Origin of the sequence: Pantoea endophytica (assembly GCF_002858935.1) — a bacterium.
GTDB classification, from domain to species: Bacteria; Pseudomonadota; Gammaproteobacteria; order Enterobacterales; family Enterobacteriaceae; genus Pantoea; species Pantoea leporis.
Genome location: NZ_PJRT01000010.1, coordinates 210,228 through 233,631 on the forward strand (window position 1 = coordinate 210,228; position 23,404 = coordinate 233,631).

The 23,404-nt window shown below is 56.4% G+C and carries 24 protein-coding genes, 2 tRNA genes, 1 rRNA gene and 2 pseudogenes; 9 read left to right on the plus strand and 20 right to left on the minus strand.

The window, feature by feature from the left end; translation table 11 throughout:
• Nucleotides 1–42: 42 nt before the first annotated feature.
• The 9 genes from uraH to hpxU all read right to left on the minus strand — a co-directional run bounded on the left by uraH (nt 43) and on the right by hpxU (nt 7,245).
• Nucleotides 43–378: a hydroxyisourate hydrolase gene (gene uraH / locus PZBJ_RS11095; RefSeq protein WP_101762537.1), complete on the minus strand. Its 336-nt coding sequence runs from the start codon at nt 376–378 to the stop codon at nt 43–45.
• Nucleotides 375–869 (minus strand): 2-oxo-4-hydroxy-4-carboxy-5-ureidoimidazoline decarboxylase, encoded by a 495-nt coding sequence (uraD, locus tag PZBJ_RS11100; RefSeq protein WP_101762538.1) that lies wholly within the window; start codon nt 867–869, stop codon nt 375–377. The genes uraH and uraD overlap by 4 nt, the downstream gene beginning before the upstream one ends.
• 2 nt (nt 870–871) lie before the next feature.
• Entirely contained in the window at nt 872–2,137 is a 1,266-nt protein-coding gene (hpxK, locus tag PZBJ_RS11105; RefSeq protein WP_101762539.1) for an allantoate amidohydrolase, read from the minus strand.
• Complete coding sequence (locus PZBJ_RS11110; protein ID WP_101762540.1) at nt 2,134–3,369, minus strand: pyridoxal-phosphate-dependent aminotransferase family protein; 1,236 nt, start codon at nt 3,367–3,369, stop codon at nt 2,134–2,136. The genes hpxK and PZBJ_RS11110 overlap by 4 nt, the downstream gene beginning before the upstream one ends.
• Nucleotides 3,370–3,390: 21 nt before the next feature.
• Complete coding sequence (locus PZBJ_RS11115) at nt 3,391–4,122, minus strand: amino acid ABC transporter ATP-binding protein (RefSeq protein WP_101762541.1); 732 nt, start codon at nt 4,120–4,122, stop codon at nt 3,391–3,393.
• A complete protein-coding gene (locus tag PZBJ_RS11120; RefSeq protein WP_097097590.1) occupies nt 4,103–4,759 on the minus strand; it encodes an amino acid ABC transporter permease in 657 nt (218 codons plus the stop codon). The genes PZBJ_RS11115 and PZBJ_RS11120 overlap by 20 nt, the downstream gene beginning before the upstream one ends.
• Nucleotides 4,759–5,424, minus strand: a complete 666-nt coding sequence (locus PZBJ_RS11125) for an amino acid ABC transporter permease (RefSeq protein ID WP_061717544.1) — start codon at nt 5,422–5,424, stop codon at nt 4,759–4,761. The genes PZBJ_RS11120 and PZBJ_RS11125 overlap by 1 nt, the downstream gene beginning before the upstream one ends.
• A gap of 3 nt (nt 5,425–5,427) precedes the next feature.
• Nucleotides 5,428–6,213, minus strand: coding sequence for a transporter substrate-binding domain-containing protein (locus tag PZBJ_RS11130; RefSeq protein WP_101762542.1), 786 nt, complete (start codon nt 6,211–6,213; stop codon nt 5,428–5,430).
• Between the two features lie 192 nt (nt 6,214–6,405).
• The gene (hpxU, locus tag PZBJ_RS11135) at nt 6,406–7,245 is read right to left on the minus strand and encodes a MurR/RpiR family transcriptional regulator HpxU (protein ID WP_101762543.1); all 840 of its coding nucleotides are present in this window, start codon (nt 7,243–7,245) and stop codon (nt 6,406–6,408) included.
• Between the two features lie 121 nt (nt 7,246–7,366).
• On the opposite strand from hpxU, the gene PZBJ_RS11140 reads away from it, so the two are divergent.
• From PZBJ_RS11140 to hpxZ, 4 genes are read left to right on the plus strand one after another with little or no spacing between them, the layout of a single operon-like run.
• Nucleotides 7,367–8,953: a gamma-glutamyltransferase family protein gene (locus tag PZBJ_RS11140; protein WP_101762544.1), complete on the plus strand. Its 1,587-nt coding sequence runs from the start codon at nt 7,367–7,369 to the stop codon at nt 8,951–8,953.
• 12 nt (nt 8,954–8,965) lie between these two features.
• Nucleotides 8,966–9,151, plus strand: a complete 186-nt coding sequence (gene hpxX / locus PZBJ_RS11145; protein WP_061723592.1) for an oxalurate catabolism protein HpxX — start codon at nt 8,966–8,968, stop codon at nt 9,149–9,151.
• Nucleotides 9,148–10,542 (plus strand): AtzE family amidohydrolase, encoded by a 1,395-nt coding sequence (locus PZBJ_RS11150; protein WP_101762545.1) that lies wholly within the window; start codon nt 9,148–9,150, stop codon nt 10,540–10,542. Before hpxX ends, PZBJ_RS11150 begins: the two co-directional genes overlap by 4 nt.
• Nucleotides 10,543–10,544: 2 nt before the next feature.
• Complete coding sequence (hpxZ, locus tag PZBJ_RS11155; protein WP_101762546.1) at nt 10,545–10,928, plus strand: oxalurate catabolism protein HpxZ; 384 nt, start codon at nt 10,545–10,547, stop codon at nt 10,926–10,928.
• A 187-nt stretch (nt 10,929–11,115) separates the two neighbouring features.
• On the opposite strand, the gene puuE is transcribed toward hpxZ, so the two are convergent.
• The 3 genes from puuE to PZBJ_RS11170 are packed head-to-tail and all read right to left on the minus strand — an operon-like array spanning nt 11,116 to nt 13,555.
• Complete coding sequence (gene puuE, locus PZBJ_RS11160; protein ID WP_101762547.1) at nt 11,116–12,075, minus strand: allantoinase PuuE; 960 nt, start codon at nt 12,073–12,075, stop codon at nt 11,116–11,118.
• Between the two features lie 29 nt (nt 12,076–12,104).
• Nucleotides 12,105–12,836 (minus strand): allantoin racemase, encoded by a 732-nt coding sequence (gene hpxA, locus PZBJ_RS11165; protein WP_101762548.1) that lies wholly within the window; start codon nt 12,834–12,836, stop codon nt 12,105–12,107.
• Nucleotides 12,833–13,555, minus strand: a complete 723-nt coding sequence (locus tag PZBJ_RS11170) for a GntR family transcriptional regulator (protein ID WP_101762549.1) — start codon at nt 13,553–13,555, stop codon at nt 12,833–12,835. Before PZBJ_RS11170 ends, hpxA begins: the two co-directional genes overlap by 4 nt.
• A gap of 145 nt (nt 13,556–13,700) precedes the next feature.
• Here PZBJ_RS11170 and PZBJ_RS11175 point away from each other — a divergent pair, with 145 nt between their 5' ends.
• Nucleotides 13,701–15,194 carry an NCS1 family nucleobase:cation symporter-1 gene (locus tag PZBJ_RS11175; protein ID WP_101762550.1) on the plus strand — a complete coding sequence of 498 codons (1,494 nt, stop codon included), beginning with the start codon at nt 13,701–13,703 and terminating at the stop codon, nt 15,192–15,194.
• A gap of 129 nt (nt 15,195–15,323) precedes the next feature.
• Here PZBJ_RS11175 and PZBJ_RS11180 read toward each other — a convergent pair.
• Together PZBJ_RS11180 and dnaQ are read right to left on the minus strand one after the other, a co-directional pair.
• Nucleotides 15,324–15,400, minus strand: a tRNA-Asp gene (locus PZBJ_RS11180).
• Nucleotides 15,401–15,534: 134 nt separating this feature from the next.
• The gene (dnaQ, locus tag PZBJ_RS11185; RefSeq protein WP_101762551.1) at nt 15,535–16,266 is read right to left on the minus strand and encodes a DNA polymerase III subunit epsilon; all 732 of its coding nucleotides are present in this window, start codon (nt 16,264–16,266) and stop codon (nt 15,535–15,537) included.
• Between dnaQ and rnhA the strand changes: the two are divergent.
• Nucleotides 16,220–16,787: pseudogene (gene rnhA / locus PZBJ_RS11190) on the plus strand (ribonuclease HI). The gene dnaQ and the pseudogene rnhA overlap by 47 nt on opposite strands.
• On the opposite strand, the gene PZBJ_RS11195 reads toward rnhA, so the two are convergent.
• Nucleotides 16,772–17,506 carry a class I SAM-dependent methyltransferase gene (locus PZBJ_RS11195; RefSeq protein WP_061723590.1) on the minus strand — a complete coding sequence of 245 codons (735 nt, stop codon included), beginning with the start codon at nt 17,504–17,506 and terminating at the stop codon, nt 16,772–16,774. The pseudogene rnhA and the gene PZBJ_RS11195 sit on opposite strands and share 16 nt — an antisense overlap.
• Nucleotides 17,507–17,546: 40 nt before the next feature.
• Between PZBJ_RS11195 and gloB the strand changes: the two genes are divergently transcribed.
• Together gloB and mltD are read left to right on the plus strand one after the other, a co-directional pair.
• Nucleotides 17,547–18,302 carry a hydroxyacylglutathione hydrolase gene (gloB, locus tag PZBJ_RS11200; protein WP_101762553.1) on the plus strand — a complete coding sequence of 252 codons (756 nt, stop codon included), beginning with the start codon at nt 17,547–17,549 and terminating at the stop codon, nt 18,300–18,302.
• A 71-nt stretch (nt 18,303–18,373) separates the two neighbouring features.
• The gene (mltD, locus tag PZBJ_RS11205; RefSeq protein ID WP_101762554.1) at nt 18,374–19,747 is read left to right on the plus strand and encodes a murein transglycosylase D; all 1,374 of its coding nucleotides are present in this window, start codon (nt 18,374–18,376) and stop codon (nt 19,745–19,747) included.
• 150 nt (nt 19,748–19,897) lie between these two features.
• Here the strand turns inward: mltD and PZBJ_RS11210 are convergent, their stop codons facing one another.
• Both PZBJ_RS11210 and PZBJ_RS11220 read right to left on the minus strand, forming a co-directional pair.
• Nucleotides 19,898–20,701, minus strand: a complete 804-nt coding sequence (locus PZBJ_RS11210; RefSeq protein WP_008105211.1) for an endonuclease/exonuclease/phosphatase family protein — start codon at nt 20,699–20,701, stop codon at nt 19,898–19,900.
• 290 nt (nt 20,702–20,991) lie between these two features.
• A pseudogene (locus tag PZBJ_RS11220) lies at nt 20,992–21,111 on the minus strand (MFS transporter); the annotation flags it as partial.
• Between the two features lie 100 nt (nt 21,112–21,211).
• Here PZBJ_RS11220 and yafC point away from each other — a divergent pair.
• Nucleotides 21,212–22,120, plus strand: a complete 909-nt coding sequence (yafC, locus tag PZBJ_RS11225) for a DNA-binding transcriptional regulator YafC (RefSeq protein WP_101762555.1) — start codon at nt 21,212–21,214, stop codon at nt 22,118–22,120.
• A 16-nt stretch (nt 22,121–22,136) separates the two neighbouring features.
• On the opposite strand, the gene dkgB is transcribed toward yafC, so the two are convergent.
• From dkgB to rrf, 3 genes are all read right to left on the minus strand, one after another.
• Nucleotides 22,137–22,940, minus strand: a complete 804-nt coding sequence (gene dkgB / locus PZBJ_RS11230) for a 2,5-didehydrogluconate reductase DkgB (protein ID WP_101762556.1) — start codon at nt 22,938–22,940, stop codon at nt 22,137–22,139.
• Nucleotides 22,941–23,109: 169 nt separating this feature from the next.
• Nucleotides 23,110–23,186, minus strand: a tRNA-Asp gene (locus PZBJ_RS11235).
• A 102-nt stretch (nt 23,187–23,288) separates the two neighbouring features.
• A 5S ribosomal RNA gene (gene rrf / locus PZBJ_RS11240) occupies nt 23,289–23,404 on the minus strand.

A 23,404-nucleotide genomic window follows, 5' to 3' on the forward strand; every position in this document is an offset into this window, starting at 1 on the left:
GTTACTGGCTTTCAAGCGCAGCGCGTGAAGTGGCGCACATTATCAGCTGCCGCGATAAGTCGACCACGACCACGGCGAGATGAGAAACGGCAGATGATAATGGCTGCCTGTGGCGCCAATCACGAAATCAATCTGCGCACTCACGTAGAGCGCATCGCGCCCTTCGGCAGCAAAGTAGTCGCCAATTTCCGCCGTCAAACGGTAATGACCTGGCGCCAGCGGTTCGGGCGTCAGGTCTTTAATGCGTCCGTCGCTGTCGGTATTGCCTTCCACCAGCGGCAGCCAGCCTTCCGGGCTATTTTGCTCGAGCGAAACCGCCACGCCAATCGCCGGTTTGCCCAGCGCGGTATCGAGAATATGCGTCGTAATGGTGCTCATGTGATGCTCTCCTTTAGCCGCAACAGGGTAATTTCACGCAGCTGCGCCAGCGCTTCACGCTGTTCACTCGCTGCATCATTGTTAAGCCGACGCTGCAATTCTGCCAGCATCTCTTCGCCGCTGCGCCCCTTGGCACGAATCAGAAACACCCGGCCAAAGCGCTGCTCATAGGTTTGATTGCCCGCCAGCATCGCCAATTGCAACGCGCCGTCCGCCTGCTGCATCGCCGACTGCTCACTGCGCGACAGCGTGGCCTCTTTGTCCGCGCCCGCCACGTTGTCGCCAATGCGTGGATGGGCACTCAGCGCCTGCTCAAGATCAGCGGCTTGCCACAACTGCGCCAAACGATCGGCTTCGGCCTGTAAAGCCGCAACGTCGGCAAAAGGTCGCGCCGCCACCAGCGCCTGCTGCCAGGCGGGAATCGCCAAGCAGTGCGCAATCGCCGCCTGCGCAGCTTGAGGTGAAAGCTGATTAAAGTTGACCAAATCCATCTTTATTCCTTAGCGCGCGCAATATCGCAAACCGCTTGCAGATACGCCTGCACGCCCAGCGCCACATCAGCGGTTTGTACCGATTCCGCCGGATGATGGCTGATGCCGCGATGGTTGCGCACAAACAGCATGCCCACCGGCCAGCGCTCGGCGATAGCAATTGCATCATGTCCCGCGCCGCTCGGCAGCGACAGGCTGCGCCCTTGCACGGTTTCTACCGCGTGGCTCAGCGCCTGCTGCAACCGCGCATCACAGGCGGTAGCGGCAATGTGGTAATACTCGTTGGCGCTGAAGGTTAAGCCGCGACGCAGCGCAATCGCCTGCGCCTGGGTGAGCAGCGTGGAGAGTAAACGCTCCAGCGGCTCATCCTGCGGACCGCGCACGTCGAGCGACAGCTGAACTTCACCGGGGATCACGTTGACCGCGCCCGGCAAGCAGCTCAGCGTGCCGACGGTCGCCACCAGCTGCGGATCGTGCTCTTGCGTGGTGTGCTCAATAAACACCATCCATTCAGCGGCAGCGGCCAGCGCATCTTTGCGATGCGTCATCGGCACAGTGCCCGCGTGACCCGCTTCACCGATAAAACTGCAGTTCAGACGACGCGCGCCGTTGATCGCCGTGACCACGCCAAGCGCCAAATCTTCCTGCTCAAGACACGGACCTTGCTCGATATGCAGTTCCAGATAGGCGGCGATGTCATTGACCTGACGCGCCGCGTCGTGAATCTTCGCCGCATCGAAACCGACATCCTGCATCGCTTCCGCCACGGTGATGCCGTTGCCATCCGGGTGCGTCACCCAGCTTTCCGGCCAGCTGCCGGTAATACCACGGCTGCCGAGCAGCGTAATGCCGAAGCGCGTGCCCTCTTCGTCGCCGAAGCCGACAATCTCAATCGCCAGCGGCAAACGCTGCTGCCGATCGTGCAGCCACTGCACGGTTTCAATGGCGCTTAACACGCCGAGCATGCCGTCGTAGCGACCGGCATTGCGCACCGTATCCAGGTGCGAACCGAGCAGCAGCGCCTGCGCGCCCGCCTGCGCCGCTTCGTAGCGACCGCAAATGTTGCCCACCGCGTCCTGCCACGTCGTCATGCCCGCAGCCTGCATCCATTCGCCAACGCGCGCGTTGGCACGCAGCTGCTCCGGCGACAGATAAACGCGCGTCAGGCCATCTTCGCTTTCGCTGATCTCAGCCAGCGCATCACAGCGCGCCATGACGCGAGCGGCGGCGATCTGCGCCTCGCTGGCGGTCATCAGGCTTTTATTCATGCGCGGCTCCCGTAAAGATCCCACGCCGCCTGCATCCCCGCGCCTTGCGTGGTGCGGAAGCCAACATGATTCAGCACCGCTTCCAGCGCGCTCAGGGTTTGCATCACGCAATCTTTACGCGCGTTGTAGCCCATGGTTCCGATGCGCCACACTTTGCCGTGCAGCGGACCAAACGAAGTGCCGATTTCGATACCGAAATCTTCCAGCACCAGCTTGCGCACCTGATCGCCATTCACGCCCTGCGGGATCACCACGCCGAGCACGTTATTCATTTTGTGTTTTAAATCGCCAAAGGTTTCGAGGCCCATGCCCTGAATGCCATTCAGCAGCGCATCGCCGTGCAGCTTGTGGCGCGCGATGCCGTTATCTAACCCCTCTTCCATTATCAGACGCGCACATTCACGCGCGCCAAACAGCGCGGTGGTGGCTTCGGTGTGGTGATTGAGGCGCTCCGGGCCCCAGTAATCCATGATCATGCCGAGATCGAAATAGTTGGAGTAGATCATCTCGTCGTCGCCATCCTGATGATCGGCGGTGCGGATGCCCTCTTCCACGCACTTGCGCTTGCGGATCACCGCTTCCATCTGCGGGCTCAGCGTGATTGGCGACGTACCGGATGGACCGCCAAGGCACTTCTGCATCCCGGCTGAGACCGCATCCAGGCCCCACGCATCGGTTTCCAGCGCGTTACCGCCGAGCGACGCGGTGGCATCGGTGTAGAACAGCACGCCATATTTCTGGCAAATCGCGCCCAGCGCTTCCAGCGGCTGCAGCATGGTGGTGGACGTATCGCCCTGCACCGTCAGCAGCAGGCGCGGCTGCACTTTTTTGATCGCGTCTTCGATCTGATCCGGCGTAAACACTTCACCCCACGGCACTTCAATGGTGTGCACTTCCGCGCGGCAGCGGCGGGCAATTTCACACAGCAGATGACCGAAACGGCCAAACACCGGCACCAGCACTTTGTCGCCCGGACGGATCGCCGACAGCAGGATCGCTTCGATACCGGCGCGTGACGTGCCGTCGATCAGCATCGTCCAGCGGTTTTCAGTGCGGAATACGCCACGGTACAGCGCCATCACTTCGTTCATGTAGTGCGTCATCGCCGGATCGTACTGGCCGATCAGCTGGCTCGACATGGCGCGCAGCACGCGCGGATCGGCATTGATCGGGCCCGGTCCCATCAACAGACGCTGTGGCGGATTGATTTGCGAAAATTGGCTGATATCCATGTTGTATTCCTTAAAGAAAGCTTAGAGGCGCACGGTAGAGATAAACTGCTTCAGCTCCGCGGTTTGCGGATTGGCGAACAGCGTTTTGCTGTCGCCCTGCTCCCAGACGCGCCCCTGATGCATAAAGACCACGCGATCGCCCACGTCGCGGGCGAAGTTCATTTCATGGGTGACAAGAATCAACGTCATGCCTTCGGCGGCCAGCTGCTCCAGCACTTTCAGCACTTCGCCCACCAGCTCGGGATCGAGCGCGGAGGTGATCTCATCACAGAGTAAAACTTTGGGCTGCATCGCCAGCGCACGGGCAATCGCCACGCGCTGCTGCTGACCGCCCGACAAATTGGCCGGATAGTAATTGATGCGCTCACCGAGGCCGACTTTCTCCAGCATCTGCGTTGCCAGCGCACGGCATTCGGCTTCACTTTTCTTCAGCACACGGCGCGGCGCCAGCATCACGTTTTCCAGCGCCGTCATGTGCGGGAACAGATTGAAGTTCTGGAACACCATGCCGACCGAACGGCTAATTTCACGCGCCTGCGATTCGCGGTCGGTAATTGTCATACCGCCGAGTTTGATGCTGCCTTCCTGATAACCTTCCAGCCCGTTCATGCAGCGCAGCAGGGTACTTTTACCCGATCCGCTGCGGCCGATAATCGAGATCACTTCACCGTGATCGACATCGAGATCGACACCTTTCAAGACGTGGTTATCGCCGTAGTACTTCTGTACCTGATTAATGGTGATGAGCGGCATTGAATTTTTTCTCCAGGTACTGGCTGTAACGCGACAGCGGATAACACATCAGGAAGTAACCGAGCGCTACCAGGCCAAACACCTTGAACGGCTCATACGTCACGTTATTCAAAATGGTGCCGGCTTTGGTCAGCTCGACGAAACCGATAATCGAGGCCAGCGCGGTGCCTTTAATCACCTGCACGGCAAACCCAACCGTAGGCGCGATGGCAATGCGAATCGCCTGCGGCGCGACCACGCGAAACAGCGTTTGACCAAAGGTCAGGCCGAGACAGCGCGACGCTTCCCACTGCCCTTTTGGCAGGGCGCGAATACTGCCGTACCAGATATCCACCAGAAACGCGCTGGTGTAGAGCGTTAAGGCCAGCGAGGCGGCGGTCCAGGGCGCGACATCGATGCCGAACAAGCCGACGCCGAAGAAGGCGAGGAACAGCTGCATCAGCAGCGGCGTGCCCTGAAACAGCTCGGTGTAGGCGCGCACCAGGCGCATCGGCCATTTACGTTTCAGCAGGCGCATAAACAGCAGCGGCAAGGTCACCAGCGTGCCGCCAAAAAACGCCACCAGCGAAAGTAAAATTGTCCAGCGCGCTGCCAGCAGCAGGTTGCGCAGGATGTCCCAGTCGGTAAATTGCGTCATCATGCCGGCTGCGCTCCCAACCATTTACGTCCCAGCGCCAGCAGCAGTTGGCGCATGGCAATCGACAACGCCAGATAGATCAGCGTGGTCACGAAATAGACTTCAAAACTCAAAAAGGTGCGCGACTGAATCAGGTTGGCGGCGAAGGTCAACTCTTCGTACGACACCTGCGACACCACCGACGAGCCGAGCATCACAATGATGCATTGGCTGACCAGCGCCGGATAAATACGCTGCAGTGACGGCGGCAGCACCACGCGGATAAAAGTTTGCGTGCGGGTCAATCCCAGCACGCGCCCCGCTTCCCACTGCCCGCGCGGCGTCACCTGAATGCCGGCGCGAATAATTTCGGTGCTGTACGCGCCAAGGTTAATCAACATCGCCAGCAGCGCGGCTTCACCCGCCGTCAGTTTCAGACCCAGATTGGGCAACCCAAAGACGATGAAAAACAGCTGGACCACAAACGGCGTATTACGAATCAGCTCGACGTACAGGCCCCAGATGCGGCTCGCCCAGCTCGGTTTGCCGCTGCGCAGCGCCGCGCCGAGAATACCGAGGCTGACACCGCCCACGGTGGCGAGCACGGTGATCTGAATCGTGACCCACAGTCCGGCCAGCAACTCTGGCCAGTGCGGCCAGAGATCGGCGAAGTTAAGTTGCGCCATACTTTATGCGCCGAGGTTCGCTGGCAGCGGCGCTTTCAGCCACTCTTCCGACAGCTTGTTCAGCGTGCCGTCTTTGATTCCCTGCTCAATCAGCGCATTCACTTTCTCTTTCAGCGCTGGCTCATCTTTTTTCAGGCCGATGTAGCACGGTGAATCTTTCAGCATAAACTGGGCAACCGGCGCTTTTTCGGCGTTCTGGCGCGCAATCGCCGCCACTACCAGGTTGCCCGTCGCAACGTACTGCACTTGTCCGGAAAGGTAGGCCGACAGCGTGGTGTTGTTATCTTCATAACGCTTCACCTGCGCCTCTTTCGGGGCGATATCGCTTAACACCATATCTTCCACTGCACCGCGCGTGACGCCGATCGATTTGCCGCTCAGCGCTGCCGCATCTTTCAGCGTTTCGCCTTTCGGACCAAATACGCCGAGGAAGAACGGCGCGTAAGCGCGGGTGAAATCGATCACTTTTTCACGCTCGGCGTTTTTACCCATACTGGAGATCACCAGATCGACTTTATCGGTCTGCAGATACGGCACGCGGTTGGCACTGGAAACGGGCACCAGCTGCAACTTCAGTTTCATCTGTTTGGCGAGATACTTCGCCATGTCGATATCGTAGCCCTGCGGTTGCAGGTCTGTACCTACAGAACCGAACGGCGGGAAGTCCTGCGGAACCGCTACGCGGATCACGCCGCGCTTTTGGATATCCTGCAGCTGATCGGCCATCGCACTCCCGATCTGCGCCATCAGCAATGCCGCGCCCGCTACCGCTAATAATACTTTTTTCATTATGCACCCCGGTGAGTTTACGTGAAACAAAAGATTCTTGATGAATCATTCTGCAACTAATGTGCCAACCGCAGTGCCGGGAGAAGAAAGGGGAAAAAACGGGGATTTACCGCGTTGAAGGCAGCAAAAACGGGCATCGCGCCCGTTGGAATTAACGATCAAAATTAGTGCAATGCACCATAATGGCGCCCGTTAACGGTGTTCCAGCTCGTCGAGATGCTGATAAAGATCGGCAATTTGATGGATGCGCTGACGGCCCTGCGACAACATTTCATGCAGCAACGCATTCGCCAGCAGGTTAATCAGACTCATGGCGGAGGCGTAGCTATCAAAAGCGGAAACGCTGTCGAGCGGCGCGCAAAGCTGCCAGCGCGCCAGCGTGATAATGCCCTGCGCCTGCGGCTCACACAGCGCCAGCACCGGAATGTTGCTCTGCTGCAGCTGCTGCATCAGCGGGCGAATGATGCGTGGACGGCGGCGAAACGCCATCACCACCACGATATCGTCGGGCGTGATATCCACCAGCTCTTCGCCCAACGTCTGGCCCGGCTGCGGCAGCACATGCACCTGCGGACGCGCCTGCATCAGTTGCTGACGCAGGTGCAGCGCCACCGGATAGGCGTTACGCATGCCGATGATAAATACCCGTTTTGCCGCGCCCAGCGCGCTAATCACCTCGCCAAACTGCTGTGGATCGATGCTGTTGACCCACTGCGTCAGGTTGGCCATCTCCTGCTTATAGTGGCGCGACAGCAAGGTGTTGCCCTGCACCGCATCGCGGTTGTCGGTGAGCGGCATGCCGCTCTGGCGCAGGATGCGCAGCTCGTCGCGCATGTCCTTATATTTCTCGTAACCGAGACGCTTGAATAAACGGCTGACCGTGGCCTTCGACACACCGCTCAGCCGCGCCAGCTCGGCGCTGTTATAGCTGATCAGGTCATCAAAATGGTCAAACACGAAGTCGGCAATGCGCTGCTCCTGCGGCGACAGTTGCGGATAGTGACTACGAAGGCGTTCATCAAGTTGTTTCATCATCGGTCCTGTAACTTTCGTTTCATCACAAGCTAGCATAAATCGATCCAGATTGATGTCCGTTCAAAACTGGAACAGCTCTTGCTTCCCATTAACCACGTACCCAGAAAAAGAGTTCTTTATGATACAGAGCAACATGGCGCCGTTAGGCATGGCCGTTACGCCGCACCATCTCGCCAGCGAAAGCGCGTTAGCGGTGCTGCGCGAAGGCGGCAATGCGCTGGAAGCGATGGTGGCCGCCGCTGCCACCATCGCCGTGGTTTACCCGCACATGAACGGTTTGGGCGGCGACGGCTTCTGGCTGGTGGTGACGCCAAACGGCGATCCCATCGCCATTGACGCCAGCGGCGCAGCCGGTTCGCTGGCACATCTTGATTTCTACCATGGCGAAACGCAGATTCCGCATCGCGGCCCCAAAGCCGCCTTAACCGTGGCGGGTACCGTCAGCGGCTGGCAGGAAGCGTTAACGCTGGCGCAGGAACTTGGCGCGACGCCGCTGCCGTTAACCCGCCTGCTGCGCGATGCAATTCGCTATGCCGCCGACGGCATTCCGGTCACCGCCTCGCAAGCCGCCGCCACCGCCGCCAAACAGCACGAGTTGCAGCATCAACCTGGTTTTGCCGCCACCTTTTTACCGGACGGCAGCGTACCGCTTGCCGGCAGTCGCTTCACCCAGCCGGCGCTGGCGAATACGCTGAGCATGCTGTGCGATCACGGTCTGGAAAGTTTCTATCGCGGTGAACTGGCGCACCATCTGGCGCGCGAAATGACTGCGCTGGGGATGCCGATCACGCTGGAGGATTTGCAGACGCATCAAGCCCGGCGCTGCACGCCGCTGCACCTGGCACACAGTGAAGGCGATATCTGGAACATGACGCCGCCAACGCAGGGTTTGGTGTCGCTGGCGATCCTCGGCATTACCGATCGGCTGAATATGGCTGACGCCGATGAAGCGCAAACCGTGCACCGCATCGTCGAAGCCACTAAAAAAGCCTTTGCGCTGCGTGACAAGCACATCACCGATCCGCGCCACATCGACATTGATGTGCAGCGTCTGCTGGATGAGGAACACCTCAGCACGCTGGCGGCGCAGGTGGACGATCAACAAGCCGCTGCGTGGGGCACCGGGCGCGGGCCGGGCGATACCGTGTGGATGGGCGTGATGGACAGCAGCGGATTGGCGGTTTCGTTTATCCAGAGCGTTTATCACGAATTCGGCAGTGGCGTGGTGCTGCCCGGCACCGGCATCACCTGGCAAAACCGGGGTGCCGCCTTCAGCCTGCAACCCGATCATCTGCTGGCGCTGCAGCCGGGCAAACAGCCGTTCCACACCCTCAATCCCGCCGCCGCGCGTCTCAAAGATGGCCGCACCATGGTATACGGTTCGATGGGCGGCGACGGCCAACCGCAAACCCAGGCGGCGATTTTCACCCGTCACGTGATTCAGGGACATCCGCTACAGCAGGCGGTGAGCGCGCCGCGCTGGCTGCTGGGTCGTACGTGGGGACAATCATCCGATTCGCTCAAGCTCGAAGCGCGCATCGCACCGGAAACGGTGCAGCAGCTGCGTGCGCTCGGCCATGAGGTTGAACTGCTACCCGATTTCAGTGAAGTGGTCGGCCATGCGGGCGCGATCGTCAGACACAACAACGGCATGCTGGAAGGCGCGTTCGATCCGCGCAGCAACGGCAGCGCCGCCGGTTTCTAACGGAGATTATTGATGAGTTCACAACCGGATTGGGCCACCTATATTGCCCAAATGGAGCAGATTCTGGCGCTGGAGCTGGATGATGCGCGCCGCGCCGAGCTGCTGACGCAGTTCAACCGCATCGCCGCCATGGCCGAGCCGCTGATGGCGCTGCCGCTCGACGATCGTCTGGAAGTGGCGGGAGTGTTTCATCCATGAAACTGTCGTCATTATCGATTAACGCCCTGCAACAGGCGCTGAGTCAGGGCGAGATCAGCGCCCGCGATATCGCGCAAAACACGCTGGCGGCGATTGAACAGCATAAGGCGATCAACGCCTGGACCGAAGTCACCAGCCAGCGCATGCTGCGCGAAGCCGATCAGATCGATCTGCAGCGCCAGCGCGGTGAAGCCTTGCCGCCGTTAGCCGGCATTCCTTACGCGGTGAAAAACCTGTTTGATGTCGCCGGACACAGCACCTTAGCCGGTGCCAGCCTGTTCAGCGCACGCGCGGCGGCGCGCGAGGATGCGTGGGCGGTGAGCAAACTGCGCCAGTCTGGCGCGCTGCTCTCCGGCATGCTGAATATGGATGCCTATGCTTATGGTTTTACCACGGAAAACACCCATTACGGCGCAACGCGCAACCCGCGCGATTTAACCCGCGTGGCGGGCGGATCGTCCGGCGGTTCAGCGGCGGCGGTGGCTGCGGGTTTGGTGCACTTCTCGCTCGGTACCGACACTAACGGCTCGATCCGCGTGCCCGCTTCACTGTGCGGTATCTTTGGCCTGAAGCCGACCTTTGGCCGCCTGTCGCGCAGCGGCAGCCATCCGTTTGTCGCCAGCCTCGATCACATCGGCCCGTTTGCCCGTTCGGTTGAAGATTTGAGCCTGGTGTACGACACCTTGCAAGGTGCCGATGCCAGCGATGCCTTCCAGGCCGCGCAGCCCGTCTCGCCAGCTAGCGCAGGGCTCAGCAAGGGCGCAGAAGGCATGCGCAGCGCGGTACTCGGCGGGTTCTTCTCAACCTGGTGCAGCGATGAAGCGCGTGCCGCCGTGGCGGTGGCAGCTAAAGCGCTGCAGGCAATCGACGAAGTGACCTTGCCGAATGCGGAGATCGCACGCTCGGCGGCCTTTATCATGACCGCCGCAGAAGGCGGCAATCACTACTTGCCGATGCTGCGCACGCAGCCGGAGCAGTTCGAGCCCAACTCGCGTGAGCGCCTGCTGGCCGGTGCAATGCTGCCTTCGGCGTGGTACGTGCAGGCCCAGCGTTTCCGCCGCCACTTCCAGCAGCAGGTGCTGCCGCTGTTTGAGCAGTTTGACGTGCTGATTGCGCCCGCCACGCCCTGCACCGCCACCACCATCGGCCAGGAAACCATTCATATCAACGGCCAGCATTTGCCGACGCGCGCCAGCATGGGCATGCTAACCCAGCCGATTTCGTTCCTCGGCTTACCGGTCTGTACCGTGCCGCTGCAAACCGCCAGCGGCTTGCCGATAGGCTTGCAGCTGATCGCTGCGCCGTTTAAAGAACATCTGGCACTGCGCGCCGCCTGGGCGCTGCAACAGCAAGGGCTGACGCTGCCACAAACCACATTAATGGATGCCTGAAGATGACACCTGAACATATCGATCGCCCGGCAATTCTCGCCGAAGTCACCGCCGCCTTTTACCGCTATGAGCAAGCGCTGATCGGCAATGATGTGGAGGTGTTGGATGAGCTGTTCTGGCACGACAAACGCACCGTGCGTTTGGGCGCGGGTGAGAATTTGTATGGCATTGATGAGATCCGCGCTTTTCGCGCGGCGCGTCCGTCGAAAGGGTTGGATCGCGAGTTACGTAATACGGTGATCACCACTTTTGGCGATGACTATGCGGTGTGCAGTACGGAGTTTACGCGTGAAGGCGTAGAGAAGATCGGACGCCAGCAGCAGACGTGGGTGCGATTACCGTGCGGCTGGCGGATTGTCGCGGCGCAGGTGAGTTTGATGAGTTGAGTTGTTTTTCCCCTCACCCTAACCCTCTCCCGCACGCGGGAGAGGGAATGATTGGGCTACCGCATGCGGGAGTGGGAATGATTGGGCTATTGCATGCGGGCGAGGGAATAATTAGGTGGAGTGATTTGTTAAACCGGGGCCGGAGCGGCTCCTTCTCCCGCTGGCGGGAGAAGGTTGGGATGAGGGGCTAAGCGCTCGGTGCCGGATGCGTCGCGATCCAGTGATCGGCGATTTGCTGCCGCGTACACACCCACACATCCTCATGCTGCTGAATGTGATCAAGGAAGCGCTGCAAGCCACGGAATTTCCCCGGACGTCCCAATAAACGACAGTGCATGCCAATCGACATCATCTTCGGTGCCGTTTCGCCCTCTTCGTACAGCACATCAAAGGTGTCGCGCAAATAGGTAAAGAACTGCTCCGCCGTGTTGAAGCCCTGCGGCGAGGCGAAGCGCATATCGTTGCACTCCAGCGTGTAAGGGATGACCAGATGCGGTTTAACCGTGCCGTCCTGACAGGTGACCTGCGTCCAGAACGGTAAATCGTCGCCGTAATAGTCGCTGTCATAGCTAAAGCCGCCCTGCTCGACCACCAAGCGTCGGGTGTTTGGGCTGTCGCGGCCGGTGTACCAGCCGGTTGGCGCTTTGCCAAACAGGTCGGTTAACACGTCCACCGCCTGCTGCATGTGCTGGCGCTCGGTTTTGGCATCCATCGCCTGATAGTGAATCCAGCGCCAGCCGTGGCTCACTACGTCGTAATCCGCCGCTTTGATCGCCACAACGATGTCCGGATGACGCGCCAGCGCCATCGCCACGCCAAACACCGTTAGCGGCAAACCGCGCTTTTGAAACTCATTGTGGATGCGCCAGAAACCGGCGCGCGAGCCGTATTCATACAGCGAATCCATCGACATATGGCGATCGGCGTAGCTGGCCGCGCCAATGATATCGGAAAGAAACTGCTCGGAACCGGCGTCGCCATGCAACACGTTGTTCTCGGCGCCCTCTTCGTAATTAAGGACAAACTGCACCGCGACGCGCGCTTTGCCCGGCCACTGCGCATGCGGCGGGTTGCCAGCGTAGCCGATCAGATCGCGGGGATAGTTTTTGTTGAAGCTGTACTCTTTCTTTCCAGATACATCATTCATTCTGTAAGTTCCTGTCGCTCAACCAGTGGTTAGTTTAGGTGCTGAAAGGCTCCGCTGAGCGGTTTTTCGCGTGGATAATCGAGATCGCCATGCTTGCTGGTACCAAAGCCTAGCGCCACCAGCGACTCCACCATTTTTACCGCAGCGCTGACCCCGTCGATTACCGGCATGCCCAGTTCTTTGGTGAGATCCTGCGCCAGCGTAGCCATACCGCCACAGCCCAGCACAATCGCGCCGCTGCCATCTTCGCGTTTGGCCTGCATGCAGCGCTGACGCACTTTCTCCTGCGCCACGCCGCTGCCGTCTTCCAGCGCCAGCACCGGCAGATCGATGGCGTGCAGCGCGGCACAATGGTGTGTGAAGCCATATTGCTGCAGCAGATGGCGCGCAATCACCAGCGTGCGCGGCAAGGTGGTGACAATCGAAAAGCGCGTCGCCACCAGCGTGGCGGTGTGCATGGCCGCTTCCGCAATGCCAATTACCGGGCCGCTTGCCAGTTCACGCGCCGCCAGCAATCCCGGATCGCCGAAGCAGGCAATGATATGGCCGCTCACGCCCTGCTCTTTGCCGCGTTTCACCTGCTCCAGCACACCAATCGCCGCGATGGCCTCATCAAAATGACCTTCAATCGACTCGACGCCGTGAGTCGGGCACACCGCCAGAATCTCGGTGCCCGGCGCGGCGACGGCGCGCGCGGCAGTACCCATGGTTTCCGTCATCGCTAAGCTGGTGTTGGGATTGATGACCTGAATCAGGCTCATGATGCCGCTCCTTTGTTACCGGCAAATAACCGGGTGAAATCAGGCAAGGTTTCGCCGCTGCGCTCAAAGTGCAGGCTGGCAACAATGTGTTCGAAGTGATGCTGCAGCGCCGCCGTCAACCCCGGCAGATCTTTTTGCCGCAGCAGATCCACCAGCCGATCGTGATGATCGCATCGGCAGCCGCGCTGCCACGGTGCACCGTAAGCGGCAATCACCAGCGACGAACGCTGCGTCAGGCGCGTCACCATATCGGTGAGCACTGCGTTACCGGAGATCGCCTGCAGCTGAATATGGAACGCGGCGGAGAGACGAATCGCCGCGGCACCATCATGCTGATCATGTGCCTGCTGCTCTTCTTCAATCAGCACGCCGAGTGCCGCTAAGTGCGGTGCCTGCACGTGGCTCAGCACCGCCGGCAGATTGGCGCACTCTAATAAACTGCGGGTGGCGAAGATGTCGCGGGCTTCATCCACGCCCGGCGTCGCCACCTGTGCACCACGCCTGGGCGACAAAGTGATCATTTGCACCGCGGCGAGGCGTTGCAGCACCTTACGAATGCCGGTGCGGCTCACGCCGAAGACATCCGATAAGGCTTCTTCCGGCAATTTACTGCCCGGCGGCAGTTGATGCTCAACGATGGCGGTAAGCAGCGCCTGATAGATAGGTTCATCGCGATCGTTCAGATCGGCAGCCGTTTTCTGGCCTGTTTCACTCTTCATTACCTGCTCCGGTAAGTGACTGTGTGCTGCACATCGTATACGTGAAATTATTTTTTTGTATACAAGAAATCATTTCTGGCCTGGATCCTGCAATACCGTTTCACGCTGTGATTATTTTTCCATGATGTAGAGAGGAGCAGGTTTCATGCCAAAACATACTGAAGTGACCTCTGCGGTGGCCTCTGAAGCCAACGCACAATACAGTCCACGTCTGTGTAATGACGATCTGGCGCCAACGCGCGATCAGAATTGGTCGTGGTACAACATCTTTTCGTTCTGGATGTCGGACGTGCACAGCATGGGCGGCTACGTGGTGGCCGCCAGCTTCTTTACCCTCGGGCTGGCGAGCTGGCAGGTGCTGCTGTGCTTGTTAGTGGGCATCTGCATTGTGCAGCTGTGCGCCAATCTGGTGGCCAAACCGAGCCTGATGGCGGGCGTACCGTACGCAGTGATTTCGCGTCAGGCGTTTGGCGTGTTTGGCGCTAACATCCCGGCGATTATTCGCGGGCTGATCGCTTTTGCGTGGTACGGCATCCAGACTTATCTGGCGGCTAACGCGCTGATGCTGGTGCTGCTGAAGTTCTTCCCCACCCTGAGCAGCATGACGCAAAGCAGCTGGCTCGGCTTATCACAGCTGGGTTGGTGTTGTTTCGGGGTGATGTGGTTACTGCAGGCGATGGTGTTCTGGCACGGCATGAGCGCGATTAAACGCTTTATTGATGTCGCCGGTCCGGCGGTGTACGTGGTGATGGTGGCGCTGGCGGGCTGGATTGTATACAAAACCGGTTTCGACGGCATCTCCTTCACGCTGGCCAGCAAGCAGTTGAGCACCGGCGAGCAAACCTGGCAGATGATTACCGCCACCGCGCTGGTGGTCTCCTACTTCTCCGGTCCGCTGCTGAATTTTGGTGACTTCTCGCGTTACGGCAAAAGCATGGGCGAAATTCGTCGCGGCAACCGCTGGGGCTTACCGTTCAACTTCCTGCTGTTCTCGATTGTCACCGTGGTGATTGTCTCCGGTACGCAATCGCTGTTCGGCAGAATGATCACCGATCCGATTGAAACTGTCAGCATGGTGGGTAACGACGTGGCGGTGGCGATTGGCCTGCTGACCATGATTATCGCTACCATCGGCATTAATATCGTGGCGAACTTTGTTTCGCCGGCATTCGACTTCTCGAACTGCTCACCGCAGAAAATCAGCTTCCGCACCGGTGGCATGATTGCCGCAGTCGGTTCAGTGTTACTGACGCCGTGGAACCTGTTCCAGTCGCCAGAACTGATTCACTACACGCTGGATGTGCTGGGCTCGTTTATTGGGCCGCTGTTTGGCATCCTGGTGGCCGATTTCTATCTGATTAAACGCAGCAAAGTCTACGTGGATGACCTGTTTGATGACACGCCGAAAGGACGTTACTGGTATCGCGGCGGCTTCAACCCGAAAGCGATTGCCGCGCTGCTGCCGTCGGTGGGCATTTGTCTGGTGATCAGCTTTATTCCTTCACTGCATGCGGTGGCGAACTTTAGCTGGTTTATCGGCGTGGCGTTGGGTGCGGGCTGCTATCGCTGGCTGGCGCGCGCTGACCGCGAAGAGTCGGTGGCGGCGTATCGCGCGACGGTGGCGGTACAGAAGGATTAAGTTGCGTGCGCGCTGGCCCTCATTCCATCCTTCGCCCGCTTGCGAGAGAAGGCGGGGGATGAGGGAAACGACACCATTTAGAAAAAGCAAAAAGCCGATGCATTTCTGCATCGGCTTCTTTAAATAGATTGGCGGAACGGACGGGGCTCGAACCCGCGACCCCCTGCGTGACAGGCAGGTATTCTAACCAACTGAACTACCGCTCCGCGCTTTGTTCCCCGTCGAGAACGAGGCGCATATTAATAGCAGCTTTCACACCCGTCAACGCTTTTTCTGTGGGAATGTTTCGTTTGACGTTTTTTTCAGCTTAACGTCGATTTTGCACGCAAAATCAGCCGTTTTACACGCGCCACAAGCAGCTACCACCCTTCTTCTGCACCAAATCCAGACGACCTTCGTGCGCAGCAATCTCTTCATCGCTGGCGCTGACCACGCGCAGACCTGAACTCGGACGCACAATGCGCTGAATGTTCTCCGCGCCGCCCTGATTGTTCTGCTCGCCGTCCAGAGAAAATGCCAGCGAGGTTTGACCGCCGGTCATCATCAGGAATACTTCGGCCAGAATCTCGGCATCGAGCAGTGCGCCGTGCAGCGTACGCTTGCTGTTGTCGATTTCATAACGGTTGCACAATGCATCGAGGCTGTTGCGCTTGCCGGGATACATCTTACGCGCCATCGCCAGGCTATCGGTGATCTGGCAGAAGGTTTCGGTTTTGCCGATATCCCGCTTCAGCATGCCGAATTCATAATCCATAAAGCCGATATCGAACGATGCGTTATGGATCACCAGCTCTGCGCCACGGATGTAATCAAGGAATTCGTCGGCGATATCCGCAAATATCGGCTTATCAGCGAGGAATTCATCGGCGATACCGTGAACGCCGAACGCTTCCGGATCCACCAGCCGATCGGGCTTCAGATACATATGGAAGTTGTTGCCGGTCAGGCGACGGTTGATCACCTCAACCGCACCAATTTCAATGATGCGATGTCCTTCATAATGCACACCGATCATGTTCATGCCGGTGGTTTCAGTATCGAGGACGATCTGGCGGTTATTTGCAGTGCTCATAGGACTCGTTTTATGTCAGACTTGGCGTTTTGTCAGAAGGAAGTCTACCAGAGATGCGTAAACAGGTAGAAATATTCACCGATGGATCTTGCCTGGGCAATCCCGGTCCCGGCGGTTATGGCGCCATTTTACGATATGGCGCGCATGAAAAAGAGTTCAGTACAGGCTATCGCCTCACCACCAACAATCGCATGGAAATGATGGCGGCTATCGTGGCGCTCGAAGCGTTAAAACAGCCGTGTGAGGTGGTGATCAGCACCGACAGCCAATATGTTCGTCAGGGTATCACCAGTTGGATCCACAACTGGAAGAAACGCGGCTGGAAAACCGCCGATAAAAAACCGGTAAAAAATGTCGATCTATGGAAACGCCTCGATGTGGCGCTCAGCAACCATGAAATTAAGTGGGAATGGGTAAAAGGCCACGCGGGGCATCCGGAGAACGAACGCTGCGACGAACTGGCACGCAGCGCGGCGGGAAAGCCCACTCAGGATGATATCGGTTATCAGGTTGAATCCTGATCCTTCACTTCACGAAACTGGCGCGTGACATTAACCGTTTGCCGTAGCTGGCTTTGACTCAGATTCTTCTTCATTTTGGTGGGCGTTAGCGGGAACGTACGTTTACGTGCCACCACAATGTTCAAACAACCGAGCGCCGGTAAATGCGCGCTGATCACCCTGCCGCCCTGCCGATGCCACGGCACCACCTGAAAACGGGTGCGGTAAACCACCTCATAATTCAGCAGGCCCAGCCAGTCGAGCAATCGTACCTGGCTGAACATCCGACCACTCCACGGCGCGCGCGAGTGCAGACCCGGAATGCCTTTGCTAATGCCTAATAAACTGAAAGGGTTGAAGCCGCTGATGATCATCCAGCCATCATCGATCAATACCCGATCCACTTCACGCAGTACGCGGTGCGGATCCTGACTCCACGCCAACGTATGCGCCAGTAAACAGGCATCTACGGATTTAGATTCAAAGGGTAATTGCGTGTTATTGGCAATAACCTGTAATTCATCGCCCTCAATGCCCACATTCACCTGATGCGATATGGCACACTGGCTGGTGTTGATTTCTGCGCTGAGGCTGCCAATTTTAAGCATATGAAAGCCATACAGCTTGCCGAGATAAGGCTGCAGTTGCTGAGTGAGCGCGTCGCGAAAATAGTCTCCCATTGGCATATCGCGCCAGGAGCGCGGTGCGGTCAGGATTTGGCGTGTTTTAGCCGGCTTCATGCTCTACCATTTTCCTTTTTCTACGACCTGAGAGGTGTTTATGAATCTTACCAGCATTCCCGCATTGCAGGATAACTACATCTGGACACTAACGGACGATGACAATAGGTGTTTGATAGTCGATCCCGGCGAAGCACAGCCGGTGCTGGATAAAATCAGGGCCAATCATTGGCAACCCGTGGCGATTTTGCTGACACATCATCATCACGATCACGTCGGCGGTGTGGATGAGCTGCTGCAGCACTATCCCGAATTGGCGGTTTTCGGTCCAGAGGAAACGGCAGATAAAGGGGCGAAGCGTATTGTGGCCGAAGGTGATGAATTTACCCTGCTTGGGCTGAATTTCCGTGTCATCGCAACACCCGGTCACACTTTAGGACATATCTCATATTTCAGCTCCCCTTATCTTTTCTGTGGTGACACGATGTTTTCTGGCGGCTGCGGGCGTTTATTTGAAGGCACTGCAGAGCAAATGTTCGAATCATTTCAAAAACTTAATCAGCTCCCTGAAGATACTCTCGTTTGCTGCGCGCATGAGTACACTTTATCCAATATGAAGTTTGCTGCGGCTATTCTGCCCCATGACCCTAAAATTTTGGCAAGGTATCAGCAAATTAAGGACTTACGCGCAGAAAACCGCATCACTTTACCAACAAAACTGGCCTTAGAGCGGGAAATAAATTTATTTTTACGCACGCAAGAGGCTGATTTACAACAGGCTTTAGGCACTAATGTCTCATCATCAGCGTTATGGCAAATATTCGCCGATCTACGCGAGAAGAAAGACCGCTTTTGATATTTGAGGTTGTGTTGTGGTGGACCGTCACGTATAGTTGCTCGTCTTTTAAGCGAACTATTGACACACACATGAAGGCTAAAGCGATCTTACTCGCCTCGGTCTTGCTGGTAGGATGTCAGGCATCAAGGAATGACGCCAATATCCCCGTACAGCATGCCCAGAGTCTGTCTTCAGCTGGTCAAGGTGAAAATGGAAAGTACGGAGATCGATTGTTGTCGCCGCGATGGCAGGATGATGGAACAAGCCTCGCAGAAGATACTGATCTCTGGAATCACATTAGTGACGAGTTGAAGATGGGGATTCCGGAAAACAGCCGGATCCGCGAACAAAAAACAAAATTTTTAAAAAATAAGAGCTATCTCCACGATGTAACATTACGGGCAGAGCCGTACATGTACTGGATTGTCGAGCAGATACAGAAACGTAAAATGCCGATGGAACTGGTACTGCTACCCATAGTGGAGAGCGCTTTTGACCCACACGCAACATCTTCTGCGAATGCCGCCGGCATCTGGCAGATTGTTGCACAAACGGGCAAAAACTATGGTTTGAATCAGAACCAATGGTACGACGGACGCCGCGATGTGGTGGCCTCGACCAAAGTAGCGCTGGATATGATGCAGCGTCTGAACGGTATGTTTGACGGCGACTGGTTACTGACCATCGCCGCCTATAACAGCGGTGAAGGACGTGTGCTGAAGGCGATGAAACAGAATAAGGCGCGCGGTAAGCCGACTGACTTCTGGAGTTTATCGCTGCCCCGCGAGACCACGGTTTACGTACCTAAAATGTTGGCCTTGAGTGAGATTCTCAAGAACAACAAGCGTTACGGTATCAAACTGCCGACCCCGAACGAGAGCCGTGCTTTAGCTCGCGTAGAGGTGGGACAGCAGATTGAACTGACGCAGGCCGCCGATATGGCCGGAATGTCTCTCAGCAAGTTGAAGACATTTAATGCCGGTTATAAAAACGGTGCCACTGCGCCAAATGGACCGCACTACATTATGGTGCCTAAGTCCAACGTTGCTAAGTTGCGCGATTCACTGGCTTCCGGTGATATCGCTTCCGTGCAGCCTACCGAGATGGCGAAAGTCAGTGCGGCAGAAAACAGCTATACGGTACGCAAAGGCGACACCTTGTCTGGCATTGCCAACAAGCTTGGCGTAAGCGTCAGTGCACTGAAACAGCAGAACAATCTGCGCAGCGCTTCAGTTCGTACCGGTCAGACTCTGACCGTGAGCGGCAAAGCGAGCACGCAATTGGCTGATAACGGCAACAGCATCACCTACCGTGTACGTAAGGGTGATTCTTTTGCCAGTATTGCTAAACGCCACGGTGTGAACACCAAAGACGTTATGCGCTGGAACAGTGACGCTAAAGACATTCAGCCGGGCGACAAGCTCACGCTGTTTGTGAATAATAGCGCAACACCTGATACCTAATGCCCCGAAAAGGCTGACTTTTGTCAGCCTTTTTCATTTTCTGCTTCTGCTAAATTCTGCATATCGCCTGTTCAGGCTCTGACTCGCCCTTCCCTGTATTATTTCAGCTGAACATTAACTGTTGCGAGGCGTGAGTTCGAGCGTATTAGCTTAACGCTCGATACCGTAGAGAGAGTTGAACTCAACCAGCAGCGGATTGTGATCTGATGCGCGCGTCACCAGTACCGAAGCTTCACTGACCTTCATATCGCGGTAGAAGACGAAATCCAGTGGGCGCCCAAAGGCTTTTCGGCGATGGTCATCGGTGAAGTTCACCTCACGCAAAGACATCTCCCGCGCAAAGCGATACAGCGCATTCATGCGCTGGCGGCTCCAGGCGTTAAAATCCCCCGCCATGATCACCGGCCCGCGATGATGTTGAATCTGTTCGCCAATCGGCCCCAACTGTTTGCTGTAGACATCGACACCGAGACTGAAATTGACCGCGTGGATATTCACCACCATCAGCATTTCGCCCGTGGGTAATGGATACGCCGTGACCAGCGCAGATTTGGCCAAACGCAGCAGCGGCTCACGTTCCCTTAGTGGGCAACAGTACACAGGGTGCGCAGACGCCAACGTCATGACGCCGGAAGGATGTTGCGGTAAGACAAAGGCTGGCACCTGATCGGCCGCAAGATAGTTACTGGTGGCGAATTTGACCAGTTCAGGCGTGGCCTGCGCCTCCTGCAGCAGAACAAGGTGGGCATCTTTGCCAAAACCCTGGAGCACAGACATCCAGTCTGCACGCTGTTGCTTGAAGATATTCCAGACTAAAACTCGCAGTGTGGGATCAGCTGGCAAAGGTGCGCCAGGCGGTAATGCCTGCCCAAGATGCAGCATTGCCCCCGGCGGAAAAATCCGTTCTGCTGGCTGACCTGCTACATAACGCATTGAATAAGTTTTTTTCCGCACTTTCCCGCCCAACTGGTTTACGACTCGCACTTCACCTGACTGTTATAGGGATTTTAGCGCGGGGTTTCAATTGGTGTTCTTGATTGTCGGAATTCGCCTCACAGCTTACCAATGTAAAAGCCTGCCAGCTGGCAGGCTTTCGTGCGGGTTATTCCATCGCTATCGCAGTCTGAGTTTTATCGGGTTGGCCACTCAATCGCACTAGCAGCAGCGTGCCAGGTACATACACCGTACCGATCCACGGGGTTTGCGCCAATCCATAATGTTCAACAATGCAGAATCACGCTCACTGCGGCAGGCAGCGTAATACGGAGTTGTTCAGCGATGGTTGGGCTCAGAACGACGATAACAAATTCTGTCGTTCCGATCGCACAGGCACTGATCGTCAGCGCCCAAAGTGCAATTGGCATGATTAACTCCCATTAAGGTTTTGATGGGCATTAGTGTTGCCGCATGCTTTAATGACAAAAAGATGCAAAGTGCGAACAGACTTTTGCTTTTGGAGGGATAATGAAGGCATCGTCAGATGAGCTTAAGGTGTTTATCGCTGTAGTGGAGAGCGGCAGCTTCAGTCGCGCTGCAGAGCAGTTGCACATGGCCAATTCAGCGGTGAGTCGTACGGTTAAAAAACTGGAGAATAAGCTGGGTGTCGCGCTCTTAACGCGTACTACGCGTCAGCTAGCGCTCACTCATGAAGGCGAGCATTACTTTCGCCGCGTGCAAAAGTTGATGCAGGAGATGTCAACCGCCGAGAGCGAGTTGATTGAGCGTCAGCTGGCGCCTCAGGGCGTACTGCGTATTGATGCTGCTACACCCGTGATTCTGCATCTGTTGCTACCGATGATTAAACCCTTTCGTGAGCGCTATCCCAATGTCACACTATCGCTCATCTCCTCAGAGAGCTTTATTAACCTCATCGAACGTAAAGTCGATGTGGCGATTCGCGCTGGCAATTTGACGGATTCTACACTGCGCGCTCGTTTGCTCTTTATAAGCTATCGCAAATTAGTAGCAACGCCGGCTTATCTGGCGAAATATGGTGTCCCTGCATCAACAGCTGATTTGGCTCAGCATGAATGCCTTGGCTTCGTTGAAACGCCACGCTTAAATCGCTGGCCTGTCGCAGATGAAGGTGGCGATCTTTATGACATCACGCCAGGAATGTCATCTAACAGCGGCGAAACGCTCAAACAGCTAGTGCTAGGCGACCAAGGTATCGCGTGTTTATCAGATTTTATGGTAGATAAAGAGATAGGTGATGGTACTTTTATTGAACTGCTTGCTGAACAGCGTATTCCAGTTGAGATGCCTTTTAATGCAGTCTATTACAGTGACTTAGGAGTTAGCCAACGCGTCAGGGCGTTTATCGATTTTCTTAGTGAATGGGTTAAAGCTCAGCCCTGGCGAGTGCAGGGCTGATAAAGGGATGCAGTGATTAATCCCAGTCTGGCGCCAGACCTTCTGGACTCACTAAGCGCTGATGACGATCCAGCGCGGCAATATTTGCCATATCTTGATCGTCTAGCTGCAGATCAACCGCTGTCATGTTGCTCGCCAGGTTTTCACGTTTGGTTGATGACGGGATCACCGCGTAACCTAACTTCATCGCCCATGCCAAAACAACCTGTGCCGGAGTAGCTTTGTGCTTCTGCGCAATGGTATTAATTACCTCATCCTTCAGCGCTTCTCCATAAGCCAACGTCATGTAAGAAGTGATGTGAAGACCATTCTTTTTAGCAAAATCAACCACCTGCCTATTCTGCAAAAAGGGATGCAGCTCAATCTGGTTAGTCGCTATATTTTCTACGCCAACCGCGTCAATCGCCTCTTTCATCAAAGCAATTGGGAAGTTTGAGATACCAATCTGCCGCGTCAGCCCTGCTTCTTTTGCTGCCATCAATGCCAACATGCTCTCTTTCACCGATACCGCCGATCCGGGAGAAGGCCAGTGGATTAAGGTGAGATCGATATAACCGGTGCGCAGCTTTGCCAGGCTCTCTTTCAAGCTGGGAATCAACTTTTCAGCCGAAAGATTGTCGATCCAAATTTTAGTGGTAATAAACAAGTCGCCACGTGCTGCGCCATTCTCAGCGATCGCCTGGCCCACAGCCGCTTCATTTTCATAGATTTGCGCAGTATCAATTGTGCGATAGCCAAGTTCCAACGCAGTTTTAACTGAATGGATTACAACGTCATCTTGCAGGCGGAAAGTACCTAAACCAAAGGCGGGGATTGTCATGATTTCCTCATCGTATAGTGTTATGTTTCGATGGGAATTATTTTGGCAGGTTTATTATTGCTGAAAAATCCGTTTATAAGCAGAAGAATTTTGATTTTTTATCAACAATAATGGAAAAATTGCAGATATGAAAAAGCCCTGACTTTTCAGTCAGGGCTTATCAATTAAGTGGCGGAACGGACGGGGCTCGAACCCGCGACCCCCTGCGTGACAGGCAGGTATTCTAACCAACTGAACTACCGCTCCACCGATTCTGTACTGATATCAGACAATCGTTCTGATTTCAGGTGTTTCGCCCTTCCCGCGTCACGGGGAAGGTCACGACCCGATAACGGGTCTTAAATTGATGCCTGGCAGTTCCCTACTCTCGCATGGGGAGGCCCCACACTACCATCGGCGCTACGGCGTTTCACTTCTGAGTTCGGCATGGGGTCAGGTGGGACCACCGCGCTAAAGCCGCCAGG